This window comes from Pseudomonas sp. FG1 (assembly GCF_034313875.1).
In the GTDB taxonomy this organism is placed as follows: Bacteria; Pseudomonadota; Gammaproteobacteria; order Pseudomonadales; family Pseudomonadaceae; genus Aquipseudomonas; species Aquipseudomonas veronii.
Map to the genome: position 1 here is coordinate 480,416 of NZ_JAVIWP010000001.1, position 20,781 is coordinate 501,196.

16 protein-coding genes are annotated in these 20,781 nt (G+C 61.6%); 8 read left to right on the plus strand and 8 right to left on the minus strand.

The window, feature by feature from the left end; all coding sequences use genetic code 11:
• Nucleotide 1: 1 nt before the first annotated feature.
• The 3 genes from RGV59_RS02235 to RGV59_RS02245 all read left to right on the plus strand — a co-directional run bounded on the left by RGV59_RS02235 (nucleotide 2) and on the right by RGV59_RS02245 (nucleotide 2,593).
• Nucleotides 2-1,267: an ABC transporter permease gene (locus tag RGV59_RS02235; protein ID WP_046482553.1), complete on the plus strand. Its 1,266-nt coding sequence runs from the start codon at nucleotides 2-4 to the stop codon at nucleotides 1,265-1,267.
• An 11-nt stretch (nucleotides 1,268-1,278) separates the two neighbouring features.
• Complete coding sequence (locus RGV59_RS02240) at nucleotides 1,279-1,800, plus strand: DUF3299 domain-containing protein (protein ID WP_126589127.1); 522 nt, start codon at nucleotides 1,279-1,281, stop codon at nucleotides 1,798-1,800.
• Nucleotides 1,801-1,894: 94 nt separating this feature from the next.
• Nucleotides 1,895-2,593 carry an OmpW/AlkL family protein gene (locus RGV59_RS02245; protein WP_126589128.1) on the plus strand — a complete coding sequence of 233 codons (699 nt, stop codon included), beginning with the start codon at nucleotides 1,895-1,897 and terminating at the stop codon, nucleotides 2,591-2,593.
• Nucleotides 2,594-2,728: 135 nt separating this feature from the next.
• On the opposite strand, the gene RGV59_RS02250 is transcribed toward RGV59_RS02245, so the two are convergent.
• The gene (locus tag RGV59_RS02250; protein ID WP_026140363.1) at nucleotides 2,729-3,613 is read right to left on the minus strand and encodes a sugar nucleotide-binding protein; all 885 of its coding nucleotides are present in this window, start codon (nucleotides 3,611-3,613) and stop codon (nucleotides 2,729-2,731) included.
• Nucleotides 3,614-3,779: 166 nt separating this feature from the next.
• Here RGV59_RS02250 and RGV59_RS02255 point away from each other — a divergent pair, with 166 nt between their 5' ends.
• The gene (locus RGV59_RS02255; RefSeq protein WP_322246858.1) at nucleotides 3,780-8,027 is read left to right on the plus strand and encodes a DEAD/DEAH box helicase; all 4,248 of its coding nucleotides are present in this window, start codon (nucleotides 3,780-3,782) and stop codon (nucleotides 8,025-8,027) included.
• Between the two features lie 164 nt (nucleotides 8,028-8,191).
• Here the strand turns inward: RGV59_RS02255 and RGV59_RS02260 are convergent, their stop codons facing one another.
• Nucleotides 8,192-9,163 carry a GlxA family transcriptional regulator gene (locus tag RGV59_RS02260; protein ID WP_046482562.1) on the minus strand — a complete coding sequence of 324 codons (972 nt, stop codon included), beginning with the start codon at nucleotides 9,161-9,163 and terminating at the stop codon, nucleotides 8,192-8,194.
• 97 nt (nucleotides 9,164-9,260) lie between these two features.
• On the opposite strand from RGV59_RS02260, the gene RGV59_RS02265 reads away from it, so the two are divergent.
• Complete coding sequence (locus tag RGV59_RS02265) at nucleotides 9,261-9,821, plus strand: cysteine hydrolase family protein (RefSeq protein WP_322246859.1); 561 nt, start codon at nucleotides 9,261-9,263, stop codon at nucleotides 9,819-9,821.
• Between the two features lie 21 nt (nucleotides 9,822-9,842).
• Here RGV59_RS02265 and tam read toward each other — a convergent pair whose 3' ends face one another.
• Entirely contained in the window at nucleotides 9,843-10,604 is a 762-nt protein-coding gene (gene tam, locus RGV59_RS02270) for a trans-aconitate 2-methyltransferase (protein ID WP_046381880.1), read from the minus strand.
• 253 nt (nucleotides 10,605-10,857) lie between these two features.
• On the opposite strand from tam, the gene RGV59_RS02275 reads away from it, so the two are divergent.
• Complete coding sequence (locus tag RGV59_RS02275; RefSeq protein WP_232590926.1) at nucleotides 10,858-11,682, plus strand: alpha/beta fold hydrolase; 825 nt, start codon at nucleotides 10,858-10,860, stop codon at nucleotides 11,680-11,682.
• A gap of 80 nt (nucleotides 11,683-11,762) precedes the next feature.
• Here the strand turns inward: RGV59_RS02275 and RGV59_RS02280 are convergent, their stop codons facing one another.
• Both RGV59_RS02280 and RGV59_RS02285 read right to left on the minus strand, forming a co-directional pair.
• Entirely contained in the window at nucleotides 11,763-12,278 is a 516-nt protein-coding gene (locus RGV59_RS02280; protein ID WP_017849542.1) for a single-stranded DNA-binding protein, read from the minus strand.
• A gap of 9 nt (nucleotides 12,279-12,287) precedes the next feature.
• Nucleotides 12,288-13,682 carry an MFS transporter gene (locus tag RGV59_RS02285; protein WP_017849543.1) on the minus strand — a complete coding sequence of 465 codons (1,395 nt, stop codon included), beginning with the start codon at nucleotides 13,680-13,682 and terminating at the stop codon, nucleotides 12,288-12,290.
• A 178-nt stretch (nucleotides 13,683-13,860) separates the two neighbouring features.
• Here RGV59_RS02285 and uvrA point away from each other — a divergent pair, with 178 nt between their 5' ends.
• Entirely contained in the window at nucleotides 13,861-16,695 is a 2,835-nt protein-coding gene (gene uvrA / locus RGV59_RS02290) for an excinuclease ABC subunit UvrA (RefSeq protein ID WP_017849544.1), read from the plus strand.
• A 116-nt stretch (nucleotides 16,696-16,811) separates the two neighbouring features.
• Nucleotides 16,812-18,017 carry an ISL3 family transposase gene (locus RGV59_RS02295; protein WP_026139890.1) on the plus strand — a complete coding sequence of 402 codons (1,206 nt, stop codon included), beginning with the start codon at nucleotides 16,812-16,814 and terminating at the stop codon, nucleotides 18,015-18,017.
• A 60-nt stretch (nucleotides 18,018-18,077) separates the two neighbouring features.
• Here RGV59_RS02295 and bfr read toward each other — a convergent pair whose 3' ends face one another.
• The 3 genes from bfr to rplQ all read right to left on the minus strand — a co-directional run bounded on the left by bfr (nucleotide 18,078) and on the right by rplQ (nucleotide 20,772).
• Nucleotides 18,078-18,542, minus strand: coding sequence for a bacterioferritin (bfr, locus tag RGV59_RS02300; protein WP_017848805.1), 465 nt, complete (start codon nucleotides 18,540-18,542; stop codon nucleotides 18,078-18,080).
• Between the two features lie 155 nt (nucleotides 18,543-18,697).
• The gene (locus RGV59_RS02305) at nucleotides 18,698-20,146 is read right to left on the minus strand and encodes a catalase (RefSeq protein WP_079444808.1); all 1,449 of its coding nucleotides are present in this window, start codon (nucleotides 20,144-20,146) and stop codon (nucleotides 18,698-18,700) included.
• A gap of 239 nt (nucleotides 20,147-20,385) precedes the next feature.
• Nucleotides 20,386-20,772 carry a 50S ribosomal protein L17 gene (gene rplQ / locus RGV59_RS02310; protein ID WP_003176402.1) on the minus strand — a complete coding sequence of 129 codons (387 nt, stop codon included), beginning with the start codon at nucleotides 20,770-20,772 and terminating at the stop codon, nucleotides 20,386-20,388.
• Between the last annotated feature and the right edge of the window lie 9 nt (nucleotides 20,773-20,781).

Genomic DNA, 20,781 nt, shown 5'->3' on the forward strand with positions numbered 1-20,781 from the left:
GATGTATCTGTTCCGTCTAGCCATGGCCAGCCTGGCTAACCGCCGCTTTACCGCGATCCTCACCGCCTTCGCCATCGCCCTCTCGGTGTGCCTGCTGCTGGCCGTGGAGCGGGTGCGCGTTGAAGCGCGCAACAGTTTCGCCAGCACCATCAGCGGCACTGACCTGATCGTCGGCGCGCGCTCCGGCTCGGTCAACCTGCTGCTGTATTCGGTGTTCCGCATCGGCAACGCCACCAACAATATCCGTTGGGACAGCTACGAACACTTCGCCGCCAACCCGCAGGTGAAATGGGCCATTCCGATCTCCCTCGGCGACTCCCATCGCGGCTACCGGGTGATGGGCACCAACGAATCCTATTTCGAGCACTACCAGTACGGCCGCAAGCAACACCTCGAACTGGCCAGCGGCCGCGCCTTCGCCACCGATCCGTTCGAAGTGGTACTCGGCGCCGAAGTGGCCGATGCGCTGCACTACAAGCTCGGCGATCAGTTGGTGCTGGCCCATGGCGTGGCGGTGGTGAGCCTGGTCAAGCACGATGACAAACCGTTCACCGTGGTCGGCATCCTCAAGCGCACCGGCACCCCGGTGGACCGCACACTGCATATCAGCCTCGGCGGCATGGAGGCGATCCATATCGACTGGCACAACGGCGTGCCGGCCCAGGGCAAAGGCCGCATCAGTGCCGATCAGGCGCGCAACATGGACCTGACCCCGCAAGCGATCACCGCCTTCATGCTCGGTTTGAACAACAAGATCTCCACCTTCGCCCTGCAACGCGAGATCAATGAATTCCGTGGCGAACCGATGCTGGCGATCCTGCCCGGCGTGGCGCTGCAAGAGCTGTGGAGCATGATGGGCACCGCGGAAAAAGCGCTGTTCGTGATCTCGCTGTTCGTGGTGCTGACCGGTTTGATCGGCATGCTCACCGCGATCCTCACCAGCCTCAACGAGCGCCGTCGCGAAATGGCGATCCTGCGTTCGGTGGGCGCGCGCCCATGGCATATCGCGACGTTGCTGATCTTCGAAGCCTTTGCCCTGGCGCTGTCCGGTGTGATCGCCGGCGTGGGTCTGCTGTACGTGTGCATCGCCGCTTCACGCGGGTACCTGCAGGCCAACTACGGCCTGGACCTGCCGATGGCCTGGCCCAGCGAGTATGAATGGAGCTTGCTCGCCGGTATCCTCGCGGCGGCGCTGCTGATGGGCAGCGTGCCAGCGTGGCGGGCCTATCGACAATCCTTGGCCGATGGCCTGTCCATACGTTTATGAGGAAGGCTTCGATGCATCGTGCCCTGTTTGCCCTGTTGTTGCTGCTGGCCGCGCCCGCCTGGGCGGAGGATCAGCCCAAGGATTTGTCCTGGCAGGAGATGATCCCGGCGGACGCGCCGCCGGAAATCCCCAATATGAAACCACTGCACGACCTGTCGAAAATGGCCGATGCGTTATCGGTGGAGGCCGCGCCAGCGGCCAAGCAGGACTTGCCCAACGCACCGGTGGTGCCAAGCCTCGACGGCCGGCATATCCGCCTGCCGGGCTATATCGTGCCGCTGGAAGTCAGTGAAGAAGGCCGTACCACCGAGTTCCTGTTGGTGCCGTATTTCGGCGCGTGCATTCACGTACCGCCACCGCCGTCGAACCAGATCGTGCATGTGAAAAGCGAAGTCGGCGTGAAGCTCGACGAGCTGTATCAGCCGTATTGGATCGAGGGCGTGATGCAGGTCAAACCGTCCTCCAGTGAGTTGGCCGACGCCGGCTATCAGATGGATGCCGAGAAGATTTACGTCTACGAATTGCCGGAATAGCGCTTATCACCCATTCATTGAGCTGCGTCAAAAGACCGAACGGAACGATCTTTACCATTGGATGTACAACCTTTAAACGTCCTCTGGAGCTCCCATGAACAATAAGTCTCTGCTCGGCGCGTCACTCTTCGCGCTCGCCCTCGCCGCCCCCGTTGCCCACGCTCACGAGGCCGGTGACATTCTGGTTCGCGCAGGTGCAATCACCGTGAACCCGAATACCGACAGCGGCAGCGTCAAAGTTGACCAGGGCCCAATTGCCGGCACGAACCTGGGCGGCAAAGCGACCTTGAGCAGCGACACGCAACTGGGTCTGAACTTCGCCTACATGTTCACCAGCCACTGGGGTATCGAACTGCTGGCGGCCACACCGTTCTCGCATGACGTGAAGCTCAAGAATACCGCTTTGAGCCCAGCCAACGGTAAACTCGGCTCCCTGAAACAACTGCCGCCAACCCTGAGCGTCGTGTACTACCCGCTGGACAGCAAATCGGCGTTCCAACCGTATGTGGGTGCCGGTATCAACTACACCTGGATCTATGACGAGAGCGTCAGCGGCAGCGCGAAACAAAACGGTTTCAGCAACTTCAAGGCCGAAAACTCCTGGGGCTGGGCCGCGCAGATCGGCGCCGACTACATGATCAACGACAAGTGGATGATCAACGCCCAGGCGCGCTACATCGACATCAACACCAAGGCCACAGTGAACTACAACAACGTGCCTGGCACTCGCGCCAAGGTCAATGTTGACGTTGATCCATTCGTTTACATGGTTGGTATCGGCTACAAGTTCTAAGCGATATTTAACAAACACCGCAAAACCAATGTGGGAGGGGGCTTGCCCCCGATAGCGCGGCGTCAGTCAACAGATTCATTGACTGAGCCACCGCTATCGGGGGCAAGCCCCTCCCACATTTTGCTTTGGGGTGTTTCAGCTACGGCGGTAGAACCGATCCAGCAACGCCGGCAACCCCGCTCGCCACGCCCGCGGCTTGATGCCGAAGGTGTGGAGAATTTTCTTGCAGGCCAGCACCGCGTGTTGCGGTTCTTCACCGGCATCCGGCCGAGCCGCATGGGCCTGGGCGGTGGGGGCTTCGATCACCAGCGCACGGAAACTGCGCGCTTCGGTGAGGATCGCCTGGCCCAGCGCCAACGGCGTGGTCGCCTCGTGACCGGCGTAGTGATAAGTGCCCCACAGCGGCGCGGCGCAGTCGAGTTGCTTGAGCACGGAGATGATCACCCGCGCCGCATCGTCCACCGGCGTCGGGTTGCCGCGACGGTCGTCCGCCATCAGCAGTTCTTCAGTCTGCTCGGCCCGCGCCAGGAAACGCCCGAGGGTGCCGTCGACACTGTCATCCAGCAGCCAGCCAAAGCGCAGCAACACATGCTGCGGGCAGGTGGCGCGCACGCTCTGTTCGATACGCCACAACGCCTGGCCGCGCAGGCCCAGGGGCACTGGCTCGTCCTTTTCGCTGTAGGCAGTGGCGCGGGAGCCATCGAACACGCGGTAGCTGGACGGTTGCAGCAAGGTGATGCTGTGGTGCTGACACAGTTCGGCCAGGCGTTCGATCGCCGACTCCTGGGCGGCCAGACGGCTTTCGCTGACCGTTTCGGCCTGGAACCAATCGAAATAGTAGGCGAGGTTGATCAACGCATCGGGACGGGTGTCGTCGAGCAATTGGGTAAGGCTCGCGGCATCCCAGCCGTCTTGGGGCGGTTTGGGGGCGAGGAAACCGATGTCTTCCTCTGCACCGAGGCGAATCAGCGCCTGCCCGAGGGCATTCCCGCCGCCCAACAACATAAGGCGCATTCGCATAGATTGAGCTGGCCCGGTCTGTTTGGAACGATGGTTAGTATCGACAGGCGTTTGAGCCTTGCCGTGGGTATTTGCCAGAATCGTTGCATTTTGCGGGTTTGTAGCGCAACCGTCACGGACAAAGTGCGGGCTTGCAACTTGGCCCGGGCGGTTGCATATAGGGATCATGAACCTTCCTGAAACAACCGATACGGTCTTGAACGGCTTTCACCCCGCCGTCAGCGCCTGGTTCCGCAGCACCTTCCCCTCGGTGACCCACGCCCAGGCCCAGGCGTGGCCGCTGATCCGCCAGCGCCGCTCGACGCTGATCGCCGCGCCCACCGGCTCCGGCAAGACGCTGACGGCCTTCCTCGCGGTGCTCGATGACCTGGTTCATCAAGGCCTGGCCAACGGCGGGCAACTGCCAGATGAAACCCAGGTGGTGTATGTGTCGCCGCTCAAGGCGCTGTCCAACGATATCCAGATCAACCTGCAAACCCCGCTGACCGGGATCACCGCGCATTTACAGCAACTGGGCCTGCCACCGCTGGCGATCCGCACCGCCGTGCGTACCGGCGACACGCCGCAAAAAGACCGCGTGCTGATGCGCAAGCGTGCGCCACATATCCTGGTGACCACGCCGGAATCGCTCTACGTGCTGCTGGGCTCGGACTCCGGCCGGCAGATGCTCGCCAGCACGCGCACGGTGATCGTCGATGAGATCCATGCGATCGCGGCGAGCAAACGCGGCAGTCACCTGGCCCTGAGCCTCGAACGCCTGCAAGGCTTGTGCGCCGAGCCGTTGATACGCATCGGTCTGTCGGCCACGCAAAAACCCATCGAGGCGGTGTCGCGTTTTCTGGTGGGCACGGCACGTCCGTGCGCAATCGTCGACATCGGCCATGCGCGCCCGCGTGACCTGGATATCGAAGTGCCGCCGGTGCCGCTGTCAGCGGTAATGGCCAACGACGTGTGGGAATTGGTCTACGACCGCCTCGCCGCCCTCGCCCGCGAACACCGCACCACGCTGATTTTCGTCAACACCCGGCGCCTGGCCGAACGCCTGGCGCGGCATTTGAGCGAGCGCCTGGGCAAGTCCGCCGTGGCCGCGCACCACGGCAGCCTGGCCAAGGAGTTGCGCCTGGACGCCGAACAACGGCTCAAGGCTGGCGCGCTGCAGGTGCTGATCGCCACCGCATCCCTGGAGCTAGGGATCGATATCGGCGAGGTCGACCTGGTGTGCCAGATCGGCTCGCCCGGTTCCATCAATGGGTTTCTGCAAAGAGTCGGTCGCTCCGGGCACCAGGTCGGCGGCACGCCCAAGGGGCGCCTGTTCGCTACCACCCGCGATGACCTGATCGAATGCGCCGCCCTGCTCGACTGCGTGCGCCGGGGCGAGTTGGACACCTTGCACATCCCGGTCGCGCCGCTGGACGTGCTGGCCCAGCAAATCGTCGCCGAAGTCAGCGCACGGGAATGGCCAGAACAGGCGCTGCTCGAACTTATCCACCGCGCCGCGCCCTATGCCGAGCTGGATGAACGCCATTACCAGGCGCTGGTGCAGATGCTCTGCGACGGCTACAACGGCCGCCAGGGCATCCGCAGCGCCTACCTGCACCGCGACGCCGTGACCGGCACCTTGCGCGGCCGTCGGGGCGCCAGGCTGACCGCCGTGACCAGCGGCGGCACCATCCCCGACAACGCCGACTACAGCGTGTTGCTCGAGCCTCAGGGCCTGAACATCGGCAGCGTCAACGAAGACTTCGCGGTGGAAAGCATCGCCGGGGATGTCTTCCAGCTCGGTAATACGTCCTACCGGATCTTGCGGGTCGAAGCCGGCAAGGTGCGGGTCGAGGACGCCCATGGCCAGCCGCCGACCATCCCGTTCTGGCTCGGCGAGGCGCCGGGGCGCAGCCGCGAACTGTCGGCGGCGGTCGCGCGTTTGCAGGGCCAGTTGGACGAACTGCTCGGCGTCACGCCCGGCGATCTGCAGCCCACCCTCGCCTGGCTCACCGACACCCTGGGCCTGAACCGCGCCAGCGCCGAGCAGATCGTGGATTACCTGGCCCGCGCGCGCCTGGCGCTCAGCGCGCTGCCGTCCCAGGACACGCTGATCATGGAGCGGTTTTTCGACGAGTCCGGCGGCACCCAACTGATCATCCACACGCCGTTCGGCAGCCGCATCAACCGCGCCTGGGGCCTGGCGCTGCGCAAGCGCTTCTGCCGCACCTTCAACTTCGAACTGCAAGCGGCGGCCAGCGAGAATGCGATCGTGCTGTCGCTGTCCACCAGCCACAGTTTCGCGCTGGATGAGGTGTGGCGTTATCTCAACAGCCAGACCGCCGAGCACCTGCTGATCCAGGCCGTGCTCGACGCGCCGTTGTTCGGCGTGCGCTGGCGCTGGAACGCCGGGGTGGCCCTGGCGTTGCCGCGTTTTACCGGCGGGCGCAAGGTGGCGCCGCAGATCCAGCGAATGAAAAGCGAAGACCTGATCGCCAGCGTGTTTCCCGACCAGATCGCGTGCCTGGAAAACCTCGCCGGCGAGCGCGAAGTACCCGACCACCCGCTGGTCGAACAAACCCTGGATGACTGCCTGCACGAAGCGATGGACAGCGACGGCTGGCTGGCCCTGTTGCGGCGCATCGAGCGCGGCGAGGTACGCCTGATCAGCCGCGACCTGCCGGCGCCCTCGCCCATGGCCGCAGAAATTCTCAGCGCGCGGCCCTACACCTTTCTCGACGACGCGCCGCTGGAAGAACGCCGCACCCAGGCCGTGCTCAACCGGCGCTGGAGCGACCCGCAGAGCACCGACGACCTTGGCGCGCTGGACGCCGACGCCATCGCCGGCGTGCGCGAAGAGGCCTGGCCGGCGCCCCATGGCCTGGATGAAATGCATGAAGCGTTGATGAGCCTGGCGTGCATCGTCGACAGCGAGGTTACGCCGCAATGGCGGCAGTGGTTGCAAACGCTGGCCAAGGGCGGACGCGCCTGTCATCTGCCCCAAGGCCAGTGGGTGGCGGTGGAACGCCTGAGTTGCTTGCGGGCGATTTACCCCAACGACCTGCCGCTGTTGCCCGGCTTCGATGAGCCCTGGACCTTCGATGACGCGCTGGTGGAAGTACTGCGCGCGCGCCTCGGGGGGTTCGGCCCGCTGAGCCTGATCGAAATCGCCGCGCCCCTTGGGCTGCCGGTGACCGACATCGCCCAGGCCCTGGCCCGCCTGGAGCAGGAAGGCTATGTGTTGCGCGGGCGTTTCAGCCCCGGCGCCCGCGAGGAGCAATGGTGCGAACGGCACCTGCTGGCGCGGATTCATCGCTACACGGTCAAGCGCCTGCGCCGGGAAATCGAGCCGGTGGCGTTGCAGGACTTCATGCGCTTTCTGTTCGATTGGCAGCACCTGTCCGACGGTACGCGTGGCCAGGGCAGCGCGATGTTGCCGCAGATCGTCGCCCAGTTCGAAGGCTACGCGGCGGCCACCTCGGCCTGGGACAGTGACTTGCTCAGCGCGCGGCTCAAGGATTACACATCAACCTGGCTCGACGACCTGTGCCGCAGCGGCAAGCTGGTGTGGACACGCCTGAGCAACAAGCCCGGCGCCACCGCCCTGCGCAGCACGCCCGTGGTGCTGCTGCCACGCAGCCAGGTGCCGCTGTGGAGCGGGCTGACCGAACAGACCGACAGCACGACGTTGTCGCCCAAGGCGCAGAAAGTCCAGCAGACCCTGCACGAACACGGCGCGTTGTTTTTCGATGAGCTGGCCCACGAAGCCCATCTGCTGCGCAGCGAGCTGGAAACGGCGCTGCAGGAACTGGTCGGCGCCGGCCTGGTGAACGCCGACAGCTTTGCCGGGCTGCGTGCGCTGACCACGCCCGCGAGTAAACGCCAGGCGCGCAGCAGCCGGCGCGGGCGCGGTGCATTTGTCGGCGGCATGGACGATGCCGGGCGCTGGGCGCTGATCCGGCGCCCGTCGACCGCCGCCGGCCCGCACTCGGCCGAAACCCTGGAGCATGTGGCGATGACCTTGCTGCGCCGCTACGGCGTGGTGTTCTGGCGACTGCTGGAGCGCGAGGCGGATTGGCTGCCAAGCTGGCGCGAACTGTTGCGCACCTTTCACCGCCTGGAGGCACGCGGGGAGATTCGCGGCGGGCGGTTCGTCAGCGGGTTGGCGGGCGAGCAGTTTGCGTTGCCGGAAGCGATCCCGCTGCTGCGTGAGGTGCGGCGGCGGGCCCATGATGGAAGCCTGATCGCGGTGTGCGGGGCTGATCCGCTGAACCTGGTGGGCACGCTATTGCCGGGCAGCAAAGTGCCGGCGGTGAGTGGTAACCGGATTGTGTATCGCGATGGGCTGCCGGCGGCGGTGATGGTGGCTGGCAAGCAACAGATACTGCTGGATGTGGATCAGCAGGCGGTGCAGGAGAGGCTGATCAGGCATTGAGTCAGGGTGACTTTGAAGGCCTCATCGGGGGCAAGCCCCCTCCCACACGTTGATCTGTGAACACAATCAAATGTGGGAGGGGCTTGCCCCCGATGAGGCCAGAACATCATCAGGCCTATAGGAAGCTGACGAGGCGAGCGCGGGCGGTGACGACGAAACATTCTTCACACACCAAACCGGCTGCGGTACTCGCTGGGGGCCAGGCCGGTGATTTTCTTGAAGGTGGCGCGAAACGCGCTGGGGTCCTGATAGCCCACGGTCCAGGCGATATGGTCGATGGTGCCGTTGGTGAACTCGAGCATTTGCCGGGCTTTGCCCACTCGCAGGTGCTGGCAGTATTCGGTGGGTTTCAAACCCGTTGCGCCGCGAAAGCGCCGCAGGAACGTGCGTTCTTCGAGGCCGGCTTCCTGCGCCATCGCCGCCACCGAGACATCCACCGCGCCACTGGCTTGCAACCAGTGCTGCACTTTCAGGATCGCGCCGTCGCCATGCCCGAGAATCGGCGCAAAGTTGCTGCCGCACTGGCTGGCGCTGTCGCTGTGTTCGATCACCAGAAAGCGCGCCGTGTCCGCCGCAACGCTCGGCCCCATGAGGCGGTCGACCAGGCGCAGGCCCAGTTCGGACCACGCCATCAGCCCGGCGGTGGTGATCAGGTCGCCGTCATCGACGATCGGCTTATCCGCTTCCAGACGCACCGCGGGGTAATGCTCTGCGAACGTACTGGCGGAAGACCAATGGGTGGTGGCGCTGCGCCCGTCCAGCAAACCACTGCGCGCCAGCATGATCGAACCGATACACACGCCACCGAGCACGGTGCCCGCCGCGTGTTGTTGGCGTAGCCATTGCAACAACGCGGGTGGCGTCTGTTGCTCCGTGAATTCGCCAATCGACGGTGGCACCAGCACGGCCATCAGCGGTTGGCCGGGGCCGGGATGGCTGGCGAATACGCGCGCGGGCGTACCATCTGCCGCCACCTGCCAATGGCTGACCCGCAGCAGCGGCAATTGCGCGGATTGGTGCGCGGCGGCGATCCGGTTGGCCACCCCGAACAGATCGGTCAGGCCATGCACCGCCGCCAGTTGCGCGCCCTGATAGATCAACACACCCAACTCGATGATCGAGCGTTCCACGGCCATTGTCAGTTTTCCCCCTGCTATTGTCGGTGCAGCCAATCCCCGGTCGGTGCGCCAGCTAAGATACTGGCGCCCATCAACCCATCACGAGGCAACACACATGGCCAAGCAAGCGCTCATCCTAATCGATATCCAGAATGACTACTTCCCCCACGGCAAGTGGCCACTCGACGGCGTGGAAGCCGCGGCAGACAAGGCCGCGCAGGCGCTGCAGGCATTTCGCCAGGCGGGCGATGCAGTGATTCATGTGCGCCATGAGTTCACCTCGGAAGATGCACCGTTCTTCACCCCAGACTCCGAAGGCGCGCATCTGCACCCCAAGGTGCTGAACGAAGGCAGTGAGCCGGTGGTGCTTAAACATTTCGTGAATGCGTTTCGCGAAACCCAACTGCGCACCGTGCTGGAACAACGCAGCATCACGGACCTGGTGGTGGTCGGCAGCATGAGCCATATGTGCATCGACGCCGTGGTACGGGCGGCGGCGGACCTCGGTTACAAGGTCACCGTGCTCCATGACGCCTGCGCCACGCGGGATCAGGAATTCAACGGGCAAGTGATTCCGGCGGCGCAGGTGCATGGGGCGTATATGGCGTCGCTGGCATTTGGGTATGCGAGCGTGGTGTCGACGCAGGAATACTTGCAGGCGCAAGCGGCGGCCTGACCGCCACGTGCGGGCGTGGGGCTAGCGGGTTGCGATGATGAACAGGCGTGGGAAAGGCAGCAGCACGGTGCCATCAGCCAGGGCCGGATAAGCCTGGGTAATTCGCGCCTGATAGTCCTGTAGGAAGGCGGCTTTTTCGTCGTCACTCAACGGTGCGAGGAACGGCCGCAATGCCGAGGCCTTGAACCACTCCACCACAGCCGCGTGATCCGCCAGCGGGTGCAGGTAGGTGGTGCGCCACACATCGACAGCGCTGCAGTGTTTGCTCAGCAGTTCGTAGTAATAGCTCGCCGTGTGCCGTTCATTGTGTTTGACCGCGCCGATCCTGGCGGACCATGGGCCATCGGCGGCGACTTCACGCGCCAGCCGATGGGCGGGCTCGTCGAGGTTGTCCGGGGTTTGCACCGCCAGGGTTCCGCCGGAGGTCAACTGGCTGACCAGGTGCGGGTAAAGCGTGGCGTGGTCCGGCAGCCATTGCAGAGAAGCATTCGCCAGGATCACATCGAACGGTTGCGCCGGGCTCCAGGCGCCGATATCCGCCCGTTCGAAGTTCAGCGTCGGCAGGCGCTTGCGGGCGTCGGCCAGCATGTCGTCGGAGCTGTCCATGCCGGTGACGCGAGCCTGCGGAAAACGCTCGGCCAACACTTGCGTGGAATTACCGGGGCCGCAGCCCAGGTCGACGGCGGTTTGCACCGCGGTATTGGGAATGGCCGCGACCAGATCACGGACGGGGCGTGTGCGCTGTTGTTCGAACAGCGTGTATTGCTTGGCGGACCAGGTCATCGCGGCGCTCCTTGTGCTTAAAGGTTGGCCACAGCCTAAATCGTGTGAGCCATGAGAACAAACGCCAGGGATCACCTCACCATCGGAAGATGCCTGCACACCCTGCGCAGCGTGCGCAAACCCGAACTAAGATTAGGTTAGACCTGCACGAGCCAGGTCCTCTGCGAATCGTTAATACCAATGCCAGCGTAGTGTCCACGGACGGCTTTCTGGTCTCCACCGCCAAGTCTGTTCACGTCAATGGAGCTACGCCATGACTTATCTGATAACTCGCGAAGGCAACGAGCTTTATTATAAAGACTGGGGCAGCGGCCAGCCTGTTATGTTCTGCCACGGCTGGCCACTGAACAGCGACAGCTGGGAATCGCAAATGCTGCATTTCGCCAACAACGGTTTTCGCGCCATCGCGCATGACCGCCGCGGGCATGGCCGCTCAAGCCAGCCGTGGGGCGGCAATGACATGGACCACTACGCGGACGATCTGGCGGAACTGATCGAGCACCTGGATCTGACCAACGTGATCCTCTTCGGTTTCTCCACCGGAGGCGGTGAAGTTGCACGCTATATCGCTCGCCATGGCACTTCGCGCGTGGCCAAGGCCGGCTTGATCTGCGCGGTAACGCCGTTGATGCTGAGAACCCCCAGTAACCCCCAAGGGACGCCAATCGAAGTTTTTGACGGAATGCGTGCCGACTCCATCGCCAACCGTTCGCAGCTCTACCTCGATCTGGCCAGCGGCCCTTTCTATGGATTCAACCGGGTAGGCGTCGAACCCTCGCAAGGCTTGATCAATTCATTCTGGATGCAGGGTGTAATGGGAGGGCACAAAAATACTTTTGACAGCATCAAGGCATTTTCGGAGACAGACTTTCGAGCGGACTTGAGGCGTTTCAGTATTCCCACCCTCATCATTCATGGTGATGACGATCAAATCGTGCCGATCCAATCTTCGGCACTGGAAAGCAAGCGCCTAATCCCGCATGCCCAGTTGCTGGTCTATACGGGCGCTCCGCATGGGTTGACCGACACGCACAAGCAACGAGCCAATGAAGATATGTTGCGTTTCGCAATGCTCTAGGCTGGGTACTGTACATAAACCGCACGACCTTCAAGGTCGTGCGGTTCTTTTAGTATGTAACTGTTTTGCTGCGGTATGCGCTAGAACGGAATATCGTCATCAAAGCTGTCGAAATCCGCAGCCGGTTGCGGAGCGGCCTGTTGTGGCGCTGGGCGCGACTCACGCTGTGGTTGCTGGCTTGGCTGCGGACGCGACTGCTGTGGACGCGGTGCCGAGTTGGACATGCCGCCCTGGCCCTGTTGGTCGCCCTGTGGACGGCCGCCGAGCAGTTGCATGGTGCCTTGCATGTCGACCACGATTTCAGTGGTGTAACGCTTGATGCCGTCTTTTTCCCACTCGCGGGTCTGCAGTTTGCCTTCGATGTAGACCTGCGAACCTTTGCGCAGGTATTCACCGGCGATCTCTGCCACTTTGCCGAACATCGACACACGGTGCCATTCGGTTTTCTCGACCTTCTGGCCGGTCTGCTTGTCGGTCCACTGTTCGCTGGTCGCCAGACTCAGGTTGGTCACGGCGTTACCGTTAGGCAAGTAGCGAACTTCGGGATCCTGGCCGCATGTACCGACCAATATGACTTTGTTAACCCCACGGGCCATAACGTTCTCCTAAGCTGGGCGCGCTGTCGGCACTGGGTTGACCAGTTGCTCGAGCGTCGCGCGATCCAATAATTCGGTGTCCAATTTGATGTAGATGGCGGCTTCTTCAGCAATAACCACAGCATCGGTAACCCCTGTAACGGCCTTAAGACGCTCGGCCAAGCCAGCTTCGCGTATCGCTTCAGGCGATAACGGCAAGCGCAGACTCGTCACATAGGGAGGTTCGCGCATGGTAACAGCAAAGGCTAGCCAGAGGGCAGCCAGACCTGCGCATCCGAGGAACACAACCGACAAACCGCCGTGCTGGAACATCCAGCCACCCATGATGCCGCCCAGTGCAGAGCCCAGGAACTGGCTGGTGGAATACACCCCCATCGCCGTGCCCTTGCCGCCGGCCGGTGAAACTTTACTGATCAGCGAAGGCAGCGAAGCCTCCAGCAGGTTGAACGCGGTGAAGAACACCACCGTACCGATTACCAGCGCCCGCAGGCTGTCGCCGAACTGCCAGAAGAATAGCTCAGTGAGCATCAGCGTCACGACGGCGCCGAGTAAAACTCGTTTCATTTTGCGTTTCTTCTCGCCATAGATGATGAACGGGATCATGGCGAAGAATGAAATCAGCAGCGCGGTCAGATAGACCCACCAGTGCTGTTCCTTGGGCAGCCCGGCTTTTTCCACCAGGGCCAGGGGCAAGGCCACGAAGCTGCTCATCAGCATCGCGTGCAATACAAAGATACCCAAATCCAGGCGCAGCAGGTCCGGGTGCTTGAGGGTCGGCAGCAGCGCCTGGCGCGCGACGCCGGATTCACGGTGCTGCAGAGTGCCGGTGGAACGCGGCACCATGAAGGCCACGATCACGATACCGAACAACGCCATGCCGCCGGTGGCCAGGAACAGCCCGTGCAAACCGAAGGCGCGGGTCAGCAACGGGCCGACCACCATCGCGACGGCGAACGACAGGCCGATGGTCATGCCGATCATGGCCATGGCCTTGGTGCGGTGTTGTTCGCGGGTCAGGTCCGACAGCAAGGCCATGACCGCTGCGGAAATCGCGCCGGCGCCCTGTAGGACACGCCCGGCAATCACGCCCCAGATCGAATCGGACTGGGCCGCGAGTACGCTGCCGAGGGCAAACACGATCAACCCGAGGTAGATCACCGGGCGGCGGCCGATGCGGTCGGAAATGATCCCGAACGGAATCTGGAAAATCGCCTGGGTCAGGCCATAAGCGCCAATGGCCAGGCCGATCAGGGCGGGGGTCGCGCCTGCGAGATCCATCCCGTAGGTCGCCAGCACCGGCAACACCATGAACATGCCAAGCATACGGAAGGCGAACACCAGGGCCAGACCGCTTGCTGCTCGGGTCTCGCCGCTACTCATGCGTTCGCTGTGGGGATCGTGCATGGAAAAACCTCGTGTGAACCGGCGGCGATTCTACCAGTCCCATCGATTGAGAGGGTATATGCGGCGGTTTGCCGCGCAGGTTTCATGTAAGGCTGCACCTGGCACCTTGACAGTGTATATTCATCCAGTCTTTAGCCGTATACTCCGGCATTATTTACGCCCGCCGTGCGAGGCCATCTTGGACAAGATCCTGATTCGTGGGGCTAGAACCCACAACCTGAAGAACATCGACCTGACCCTGCCCCGGGACAAACTGATCGTCATCACCGGTTTGTCCGGGTCCGGCAAATCGTCGCTGGCGTTCGACACGCTGTACGCCGAAGGCCAGCGGCGCTATGTCGAGTCGCTGTCGGCCTATGCCCGCCAGTTTCTGTCGATGATGGAAAAACCCGACGTCGACACCATCGAAGGCCTGTCGCCGGCAATTTCCATCGAGCAGAAGTCGACTTCCCACAACCCGCGCTCCACCGTGGGCACCATCACCGAGATCTACGACTACCTGCGCCTGCTGTATGCGCGCGTCGGTATCCCGCGCTGCCCGGACCACGACATCCCGCTGGAAGCCCAGACCGTCAGCCAGATGGTCGACCTGGTGCTGGCCCAGCCGGAAGGCGCCAAGCTGATGCTGCTGGCGCCGGTGATTCGCGAGCGCAAGGGGGAACACCTTTCAGTGTTTGAAGAACTGCGCGCGCAAGGTTTCGTGCGTGCGCGGATCAACGGCAAGCTGTACGAGCTGGACGAAGCGCCGAAGCTCGACAAGCAGAAGAAGCACTCGATCGATGTCGTGGTCGACCGCTTCAAAGTACGCGCCGACTTGCAGCAGCGCCTGGCGGAATCCTTCGAGACAGCCCTGAAGCTGGCGGACGGTATCGCCCTGGTCGCGCCGATGGACGACGAACCGGGCGAAGAGATCATCTTCTCCGCACGCTTTGCCTGCCCGATCTGTGGCCACGCCATCAGCGAGCTGGAACCCAAGCTGTTTTCCTTCAACAACCCGGCCGGCGCCTGCCCGACCTGCGATGGCCTGGGCGTGAAGCAGTTCTTCGACATAAAGCGCCTGGTCAATGGCGAGCTGACGCTGGCGGAAGGCGCGATACGCGGCTGGGACAGGCGTAACGTCTATTACTTCCAGATGCTCGGCTCATTGGCCTCGCACTATAAGTTCAGCCTGGAAGTACCGTTCAACCAACTGCCGGCGGATCAGCAGAAGGTCATTCTCAACGGCAGCGGCTCGCAGAACGTCGACTTCAAATACCTCAACGACCGTGGCGATATCGTCAAACGCTCGCATCCGTTCGAAGGCATCGTACCCAACCTCGAACGCCGCTACCGCGAGACCGAGTCGGCGAGCGTGCGGGAAGAACTGGCCAAGTTCCTCAGCACCCAGCCCTGCCCGGATTGCCGAGGCACCCGCCTGCGCCGTGAGGCGCGGCACGTATGGGTTGGCGAGAAGACCCTGCCGGCGGTGACCAACCTGCCGATCGGCGACGCCTGTGAATATTTCGGCGTACTCAAGCTGACCGGACGCCGTGGGGAGATTGCCGACAAGATCCTCAAGGAGATTCGCGAGCGCCTGCAGTTCCTGGTCAACGTCGGCCTGGATTACCTGTCGCTGGACCGCAGCGCGGATACCTTGTCGGGCGGTGAAGCCCAGCGCATCCGCCTGGCCAGCCAGATCGGCGCCGGCCTGGTGGGCGTGTTGTATATCCTTGATGAGCCGTCGATTGGCTTGCACCAGCGCGATAACGATCGCCTCCTGGGCACGCTGAAACACCTGCGGGACATCGGCAACACGGTGATCGTGGTCGAGCACGACGAAGACGCGATTCGCCTGGCCGATTATGTGGTCGATATCGGCCCGGGGGCCGGCGTGCATGGTGGGCATATCGTCGCCCAAGGCACGCCTGCCGAGGTGATGGCTCATCCAGACTCGCTGACCGGCAAGTACCTGTCCGGGCGCGTGAGGATTGAAGTGCCGTCCAAGCGCACGCCACGCAACAAGAAGATGGCGTTGCACCTCAAGGGCGCGCGCGGCAACAACCTGCGCAATGTCGACCTGGAAATTCCGCTGGGTCTGCTGACCTGCGTGACCGGTGTTTCCGGCTCCGGCAAGTCGACGCTGATCAACAACACGCTGTTCCCGTTGAGCGCCACCGCCCTGAACGGCGCGACCACGCTGGAAGCGGCTGCACATGACAGCATCAAGGGCCTGGAGCTCCTCGACAAAGTGGTCGATATCGACCAGAGCCCGATTGGCCGTACTCCCCGCTCCAACCCGGCGACCTATACCGGGCTGTTCACGCCCATTCGCGAGTTGTTCGCCGGCGTGCCGGAATCCCGCTCGCGGGGCTACGGGCCGGGCCGGTTCTCGTTCAACGTCAAGGGAGGGCGCTGCGAAGCGTGCCAGGGCGATGGCTTGATCAAGGTGGAGATGCACTTCCTGCCGGACATCTACGTGCCGTGCGATGTGTGCAAGAGCAAGCGCTACAACCGCGAAACCCTTGAGATCAAATACAAGGGCAAGAACATCCACGAAACCCTGGAGATGACCATCGAGGAAGCGCGGGTGTTCTTCGACGCGGTTCCGGCGTTGGCGCGCAAGCTGCAGACGCTGATGGATGTGGGCTTGTCGTACATCAAGCTGGGGCAATCGGCGACCACGCTGTCCGGTGGTGAAGCGCAACGGGTCAAGCTGTCCCGCGAGCTGTCCAAGCGCGACACCGGTAAAACCCTGTATATCCTCGATGAGCCGACCACGGGCCTGCACTTCGCGGACATTCAGCAATTGCTGGATGTGTTGCACCGCCTGCGTGACCACGGCAACACCGTGGTGGTGATCGAGCACAACCTGGATGTGATCAAGACCGCCGACTGGCTGGTCGACCTCGGGCCGGAAGGCGGTTCCAAGGGCGGTCAGATCATCGCGGTAGGTACGCCGGAGCAGGTCTCCGAGATGCCGCAATCGCACACGGGTTACTACTTGAAACCGTTGCTCGCGCGCGACCGGGCCTGATTTATCCGGCCCAATAAAAAGGTTCTTCACGGAATCCCGGGAAACACAGAAACAAGAACGCCGATTTGATGGATGATGTTCGTGCGAGCAAACACATCTAAAAAACCGGCGTTCTTATGCGCAATATTAATACTTTCCTTCCTTTTTGGGAGGGCTTTTCTGTCGTTGCGATCAAACCTGACGGCGATGCCCTTCAAATCGATCTGATCCCCCAGGCCACGCGATTTCCCACCTGTGGTGGCTGCCAAAAGCTCTGTTCAACAACTCATGAGTACTGCGATCGAGTCGTGCGTGACTTGCCGATTCTCGGTCGCGCAGTCCGCCTCAACGTGCAGCTCAGGCGTGTTAGTTGCCGTGATTGTGGCAAGCGCATGGAGGTCGTCAGTTGGCTGGATCGCTATGCCCGCATGACGCGCCGGCTGGCGGAGGCCGTTATTCAAGCCTGCGAACGCCTTCCTACACTGCATGTTGCGCAAATGTTCGGGCTGCACTGGGACACCGTTCGGTTGCTGGAGCGGCGCGCTCTGCAAGCGGCGTTGAGTGCCTTACCCAAGGCCCAGCCACGGCGCCTGATAATGGACGAGTTCGCGTTATTCAAAGGTCATCGCTACGCCAGCGTGGTGTTGGACGCTGATACTCGGCGAGTGCTTTGGATCGGCGAAGGCCGTAGCCGAGCGGCAGTCAGACCGTTTTTCGAAGAGCTGGGGCCAGAAGGGTGCGCCCGAATTGAAGCGGTAGCGATGGACATGAACACGGCTTATGACCTGGAAGTTCGCCAACACTGCCCAAAAGCACGAGTGATTTATGACCTTTTCCATGTGGTCGCCAAATATGGCCGAGAAGTGATTGATCGTGTTCGCGTTGACGAGGCGAACCGATTGCGCCATGACAAGCCCGCTCGAAAGATCATAAAGCAAGCGCGATGGTTGCTATTGCGTAACCCGGAGAACCTGAAAAAGCCGGAACAGCAGGTTCATTTACAGGATCTGCTGGCCGCTAACCAATCGTTAATGACGGTCTACTTGATGAAGGCCGAGCTCAAAATGCTCTGGGCGCCGAGCGATGCCTGGGACTGGAGATCAGCCTGGAAGCAGTGGCTGCGTCATGCTCAAGAAAGCGAAATACCCGCACTGATCCAGTTCGCAAAGCGACTAAAGGGCTACTGGCGGGGCATCGTGAGCCGGGTACGCTGGCCAATGCACACTGGTCAGTTGGAAGGAATAAACAATCGAATAAAGGTCATCAAACGAATGGCGTACGGTTACCGGGACAGCGAATTCTTTTTCATGAAGATCAAGAGCGTCTTTCCCGGCAATCCGTGAAGAACCAATAAAAAGCCCCTGTCACTTCAACGGTGACAGGGGCTTTTTTACAGCCGGGAATCAGAACTGCGATTGCAGGTAATTCTCCAGGCCGACCAGCTTGATCAGGCCCAGCTGCTTTTCCAGCCAGTAGGTGTGATCTTCTTCGGTATCGGCCAACTGCACGCGCAGAATTTCACGAGTGACATAGTCGTTGTGCTGCTCGCACAGCTCGATGCCCTTGCAGAGCGCGGCACGGACCTTGTTCTCGAGGCGCAGGTCGGCGGCGAGCATCTCAGGCACCGTTGTGCCTACGTCCAAGTCGTCGGGACGCATGCGTGGCGTGCCTTCGAGCATCAGGATACGGCGCATCAGTGCGTCGGCGTGCTGGGTCTCTTCTTCCATCTCATGGTTGATACGCTCGTAGAGCTCGGTAAAGCCCCAGTCTTCGTACATACGCGAATGGATGAAATATTGGTCACGAGCCGCGAGTTCGCCCGTCAGCAACGTGTTGAGGTAATCGATTACGTCGGGGTGACCTTGCATCGCCCTACATCTCCCTGCTTGAAAGTCTTTAGTTTGAACCATGCTGACCCATAGGTCACGGAGCCAACGGCTGAAAAGTGAAGATTTCCTGAGAAAAGCAGCTGAATTAACGCAAAAACCGCCCAAATGAGGGCGGTTCTGCTTATCGTTTAGAGTCAGTTAATCGATACACCCAGCGCCTTTGCGATTGCTTCTCCATAAGCCGGATCGGCTTTGAAGAAGTGCTGCAACTGACGCTGGACCACATCACTGGAAACCCCCGCCATGGCGCCTGCGATGTTGCCGGTGAGCAAGGCTTTCTGCTCATCGTTCATCAGGCGGAACAGCGCACCGGCGTGGCTGTAATAGTCGGTGTCTTCGCGGTGATCGTAACGATCCGCGGCACCGCTCAGGGCCAATGCGGGCTCGGCGTACTGTGGCGCTTGTTTCGGCGCGTCGGCGTAGCTGTTTGGCTCATAGTTGGGCGCCGCACCACCGTTGCTGCCGAAGGCCATCGAGCCATCACGCTGGTAGCTGTTGACCGGGCTACGTGGGGCATTCACCGGCAATTGCTGGTGGTTGGTGCCGATACGGTAGCGGTGGGCATCTGCGTAAGCGAAGACGCGACCTTGCAGCATGCGGTCCGGCGACAGGCCAACACCCGGGACCATGTTGCTCGGGCCGAACGCCGCTTGTTCCACTTCGGCGAAGTAGTTCTGCGGATTACGGTTGAGCTCCAGCTCACCGACTTCGATCAGCGGGAACTCCTTCTGCGACCAGGTTTTGGTCACGTCAAAGGGGTTCTCGTAATGTGCGTTGGCCTGGGCCTCGGTCATGATCTGAATGCAGACGCGCCATTTCGGGAAATCCCCGCGCTCGATCGCACCAAACAGATCGCGCTGTGCGTAATCAGGGTCGGTACCGGCCAAACGTGCCGCCTCGGCCGGTGCCAGGTTCTTGATGCCTTGCTTGGTCTTGTAGTGCCACTTCACCCAGTGCCGCTCGCCCTTGGCGTTGATCAAGCTGTAGGTGTGGCTACCGAAGCCGTGCATGTGGCGGTAACCGTCAGGGATACCACGGTCCGAAAACAGGATGGTGACCTGGTGCAGCGCCTCCGGGGAGTGCGACCAGAAATCCCACATCATCTGCGCGCTTTTCAGATTGCTTTGCGGCAGGCGTTTTTGAGTGTGGATGAAATCAGGGAACTTGAGTGGGTCGCGGATGAAGAACACCGGGGTGTTGTTACCGACGATGTCCCAGTTGCCTTCTTCGGTGTAGAACTTCAAGGCAAAGCCACGAGGGTCGCGCTCGGTATCCGCCGAACCACGTTCGCCACCAACCGTGGAGAAACGCAGAAAGGTCGGCGTTTGTTTACCAACGGCCTCGAACAGCTTGGCGCTGGTGTACTGAGTAATGTCCCGGGTGACGGTGAACGTGCCGTAAGCACCCGAACCTTTGGCGTGTACGCGACGCTCAGGGATGTTTTCGCGGTTGAAGTGAGCGAGCTTCTCGATCAGGTGAAAATCATCGAGCAACAACGGGCCACGCGGGCCGGCGGAACGGGAGTTCTGGTTATCCGCCACGGGAGCGCCGCTGGCGGTGGTAAGAATTTTGTTCTGGCTCATGTTCAATCTTCCTCAGGTCGGACTTGGAACTGCCGGCTAATCGGCTTGCAGTGAGTATTGATCATCAACATGACGTCTACAAATTCATTAAATTGTGGACATCAATAGAAAATTACTACCAATACACCCGACGCCCATAATGCCGCGGCCAGATCGATGCACGCTTGTATCCATGGCGCTTTTCTTACGCGCACAAAAAACCGGGCGCTAGGCCCGGTTCTTCGTAACAGACTGTCGTCTTACTCGGCGCTTACAGCTTCGCCGGCAGTAGCACGATCAACCAACTCGACATACGCCATAGGCGCGTTGTCGCCAGCGCGGAAACCGCACTTGAGGATGCGCAGGTAGCCACCCTCACGGGTAGCGTAACGCTTGCCCAGGTCGTTGAAGAGCTTACCAACGATAGCTTTCGAACGAGTACGGTCGAAGGCCAGACGGCGGTTAGCCAGGCTGTCTGTCTTAGCCAAAGTGATCAGCGGCTCAGCAACGCGACGCAGTTCTTTAGCTTTCGGCAGTGTAGTTTTGATCAGCTCGTGCTCGAACAGCGACACCGCCATGTTTTGGAACATGGCCTTACGGTGCGAGCTGGTACGGCTCAGGTGACGTCCACTTTTACGATGACGCATGGTTCATTC

Bases quoted from the DNA above. Each gene is read 5' to 3' on its own strand.
- RGV59_RS02265 (WP_322246859.1), top strand. From the start codon at position 9,261: ATGGCCAAGCAAGCGCTCATCCTAATCGATATCCAGAATGACTACTTC.
- RGV59_RS02240 (WP_126589127.1), top strand. From the start codon at position 1,279: ATGCATCGTGCCCTGTTTGCCCTGTTGTTGCTGCTGGCCGCGCCCGCC.
- rplQ (WP_003176402.1), bottom strand. From the start codon at position 20,772: ATGCGTCATCGTAAAAGTGGACGTCACCTGAGCCGTACCAGCTCGCAC.
- RGV59_RS02305 (WP_079444808.1), bottom strand. From the start codon at position 20,146: ATGAGCCAGAACAAAATTCTTACCACCGCCAGCGGCGCTCCCGTGGCG.
- RGV59_RS02295 (WP_026139890.1), top strand. From the start codon at position 16,812: ATGCGCAATATTAATACTTTCCTTCCTTTTTGGGAGGGCTTTTCTGTC.
- RGV59_RS02260 (WP_046482562.1), bottom strand. From the start codon at position 9,163: ATGGCCGTGGAACGCTCGATCATCGAGTTGGGTGTGTTGATCTATCAG.
- bfr (WP_017848805.1), bottom strand. From the start codon at position 18,542: ATGCAAGGTCACCCCGACGTAATCGATTACCTCAACACGTTGCTGACG.
- RGV59_RS02255 (WP_322246858.1), top strand. From the start codon at position 3,780: ATGAACCTTCCTGAAACAACCGATACGGTCTTGAACGGCTTTCACCCC.
- RGV59_RS02275 (WP_232590926.1), top strand. From the start codon at position 10,858: ATGACTTATCTGATAACTCGCGAAGGCAACGAGCTTTATTATAAAGAC.
- RGV59_RS02250 (WP_026140363.1), bottom strand. From the start codon at position 3,613: ATGCGAATGCGCCTTATGTTGTTGGGCGGCGGGAATGCCCTCGGGCAG.
- tam (WP_046381880.1), bottom strand. From the start codon at position 10,604: ATGACCTGGTCCGCCAAGCAATACACGCTGTTCGAACAACAGCGCACA.
- RGV59_RS02245 (WP_126589128.1), top strand. From the start codon at position 1,895: ATGAACAATAAGTCTCTGCTCGGCGCGTCACTCTTCGCGCTCGCCCTC.
- RGV59_RS02235 (WP_046482553.1), top strand. From the start codon at position 2: ATGTATCTGTTCCGTCTAGCCATGGCCAGCCTGGCTAACCGCCGCTTT.
- RGV59_RS02280 (WP_017849542.1), bottom strand. From the start codon at position 12,278: ATGGCCCGTGGGGTTAACAAAGTCATATTGGTCGGTACATGCGGCCAG.
- RGV59_RS02285 (WP_017849543.1), bottom strand. From the start codon at position 13,682: ATGCACGATCCCCACAGCGAACGCATGAGTAGCGGCGAGACCCGAGCA.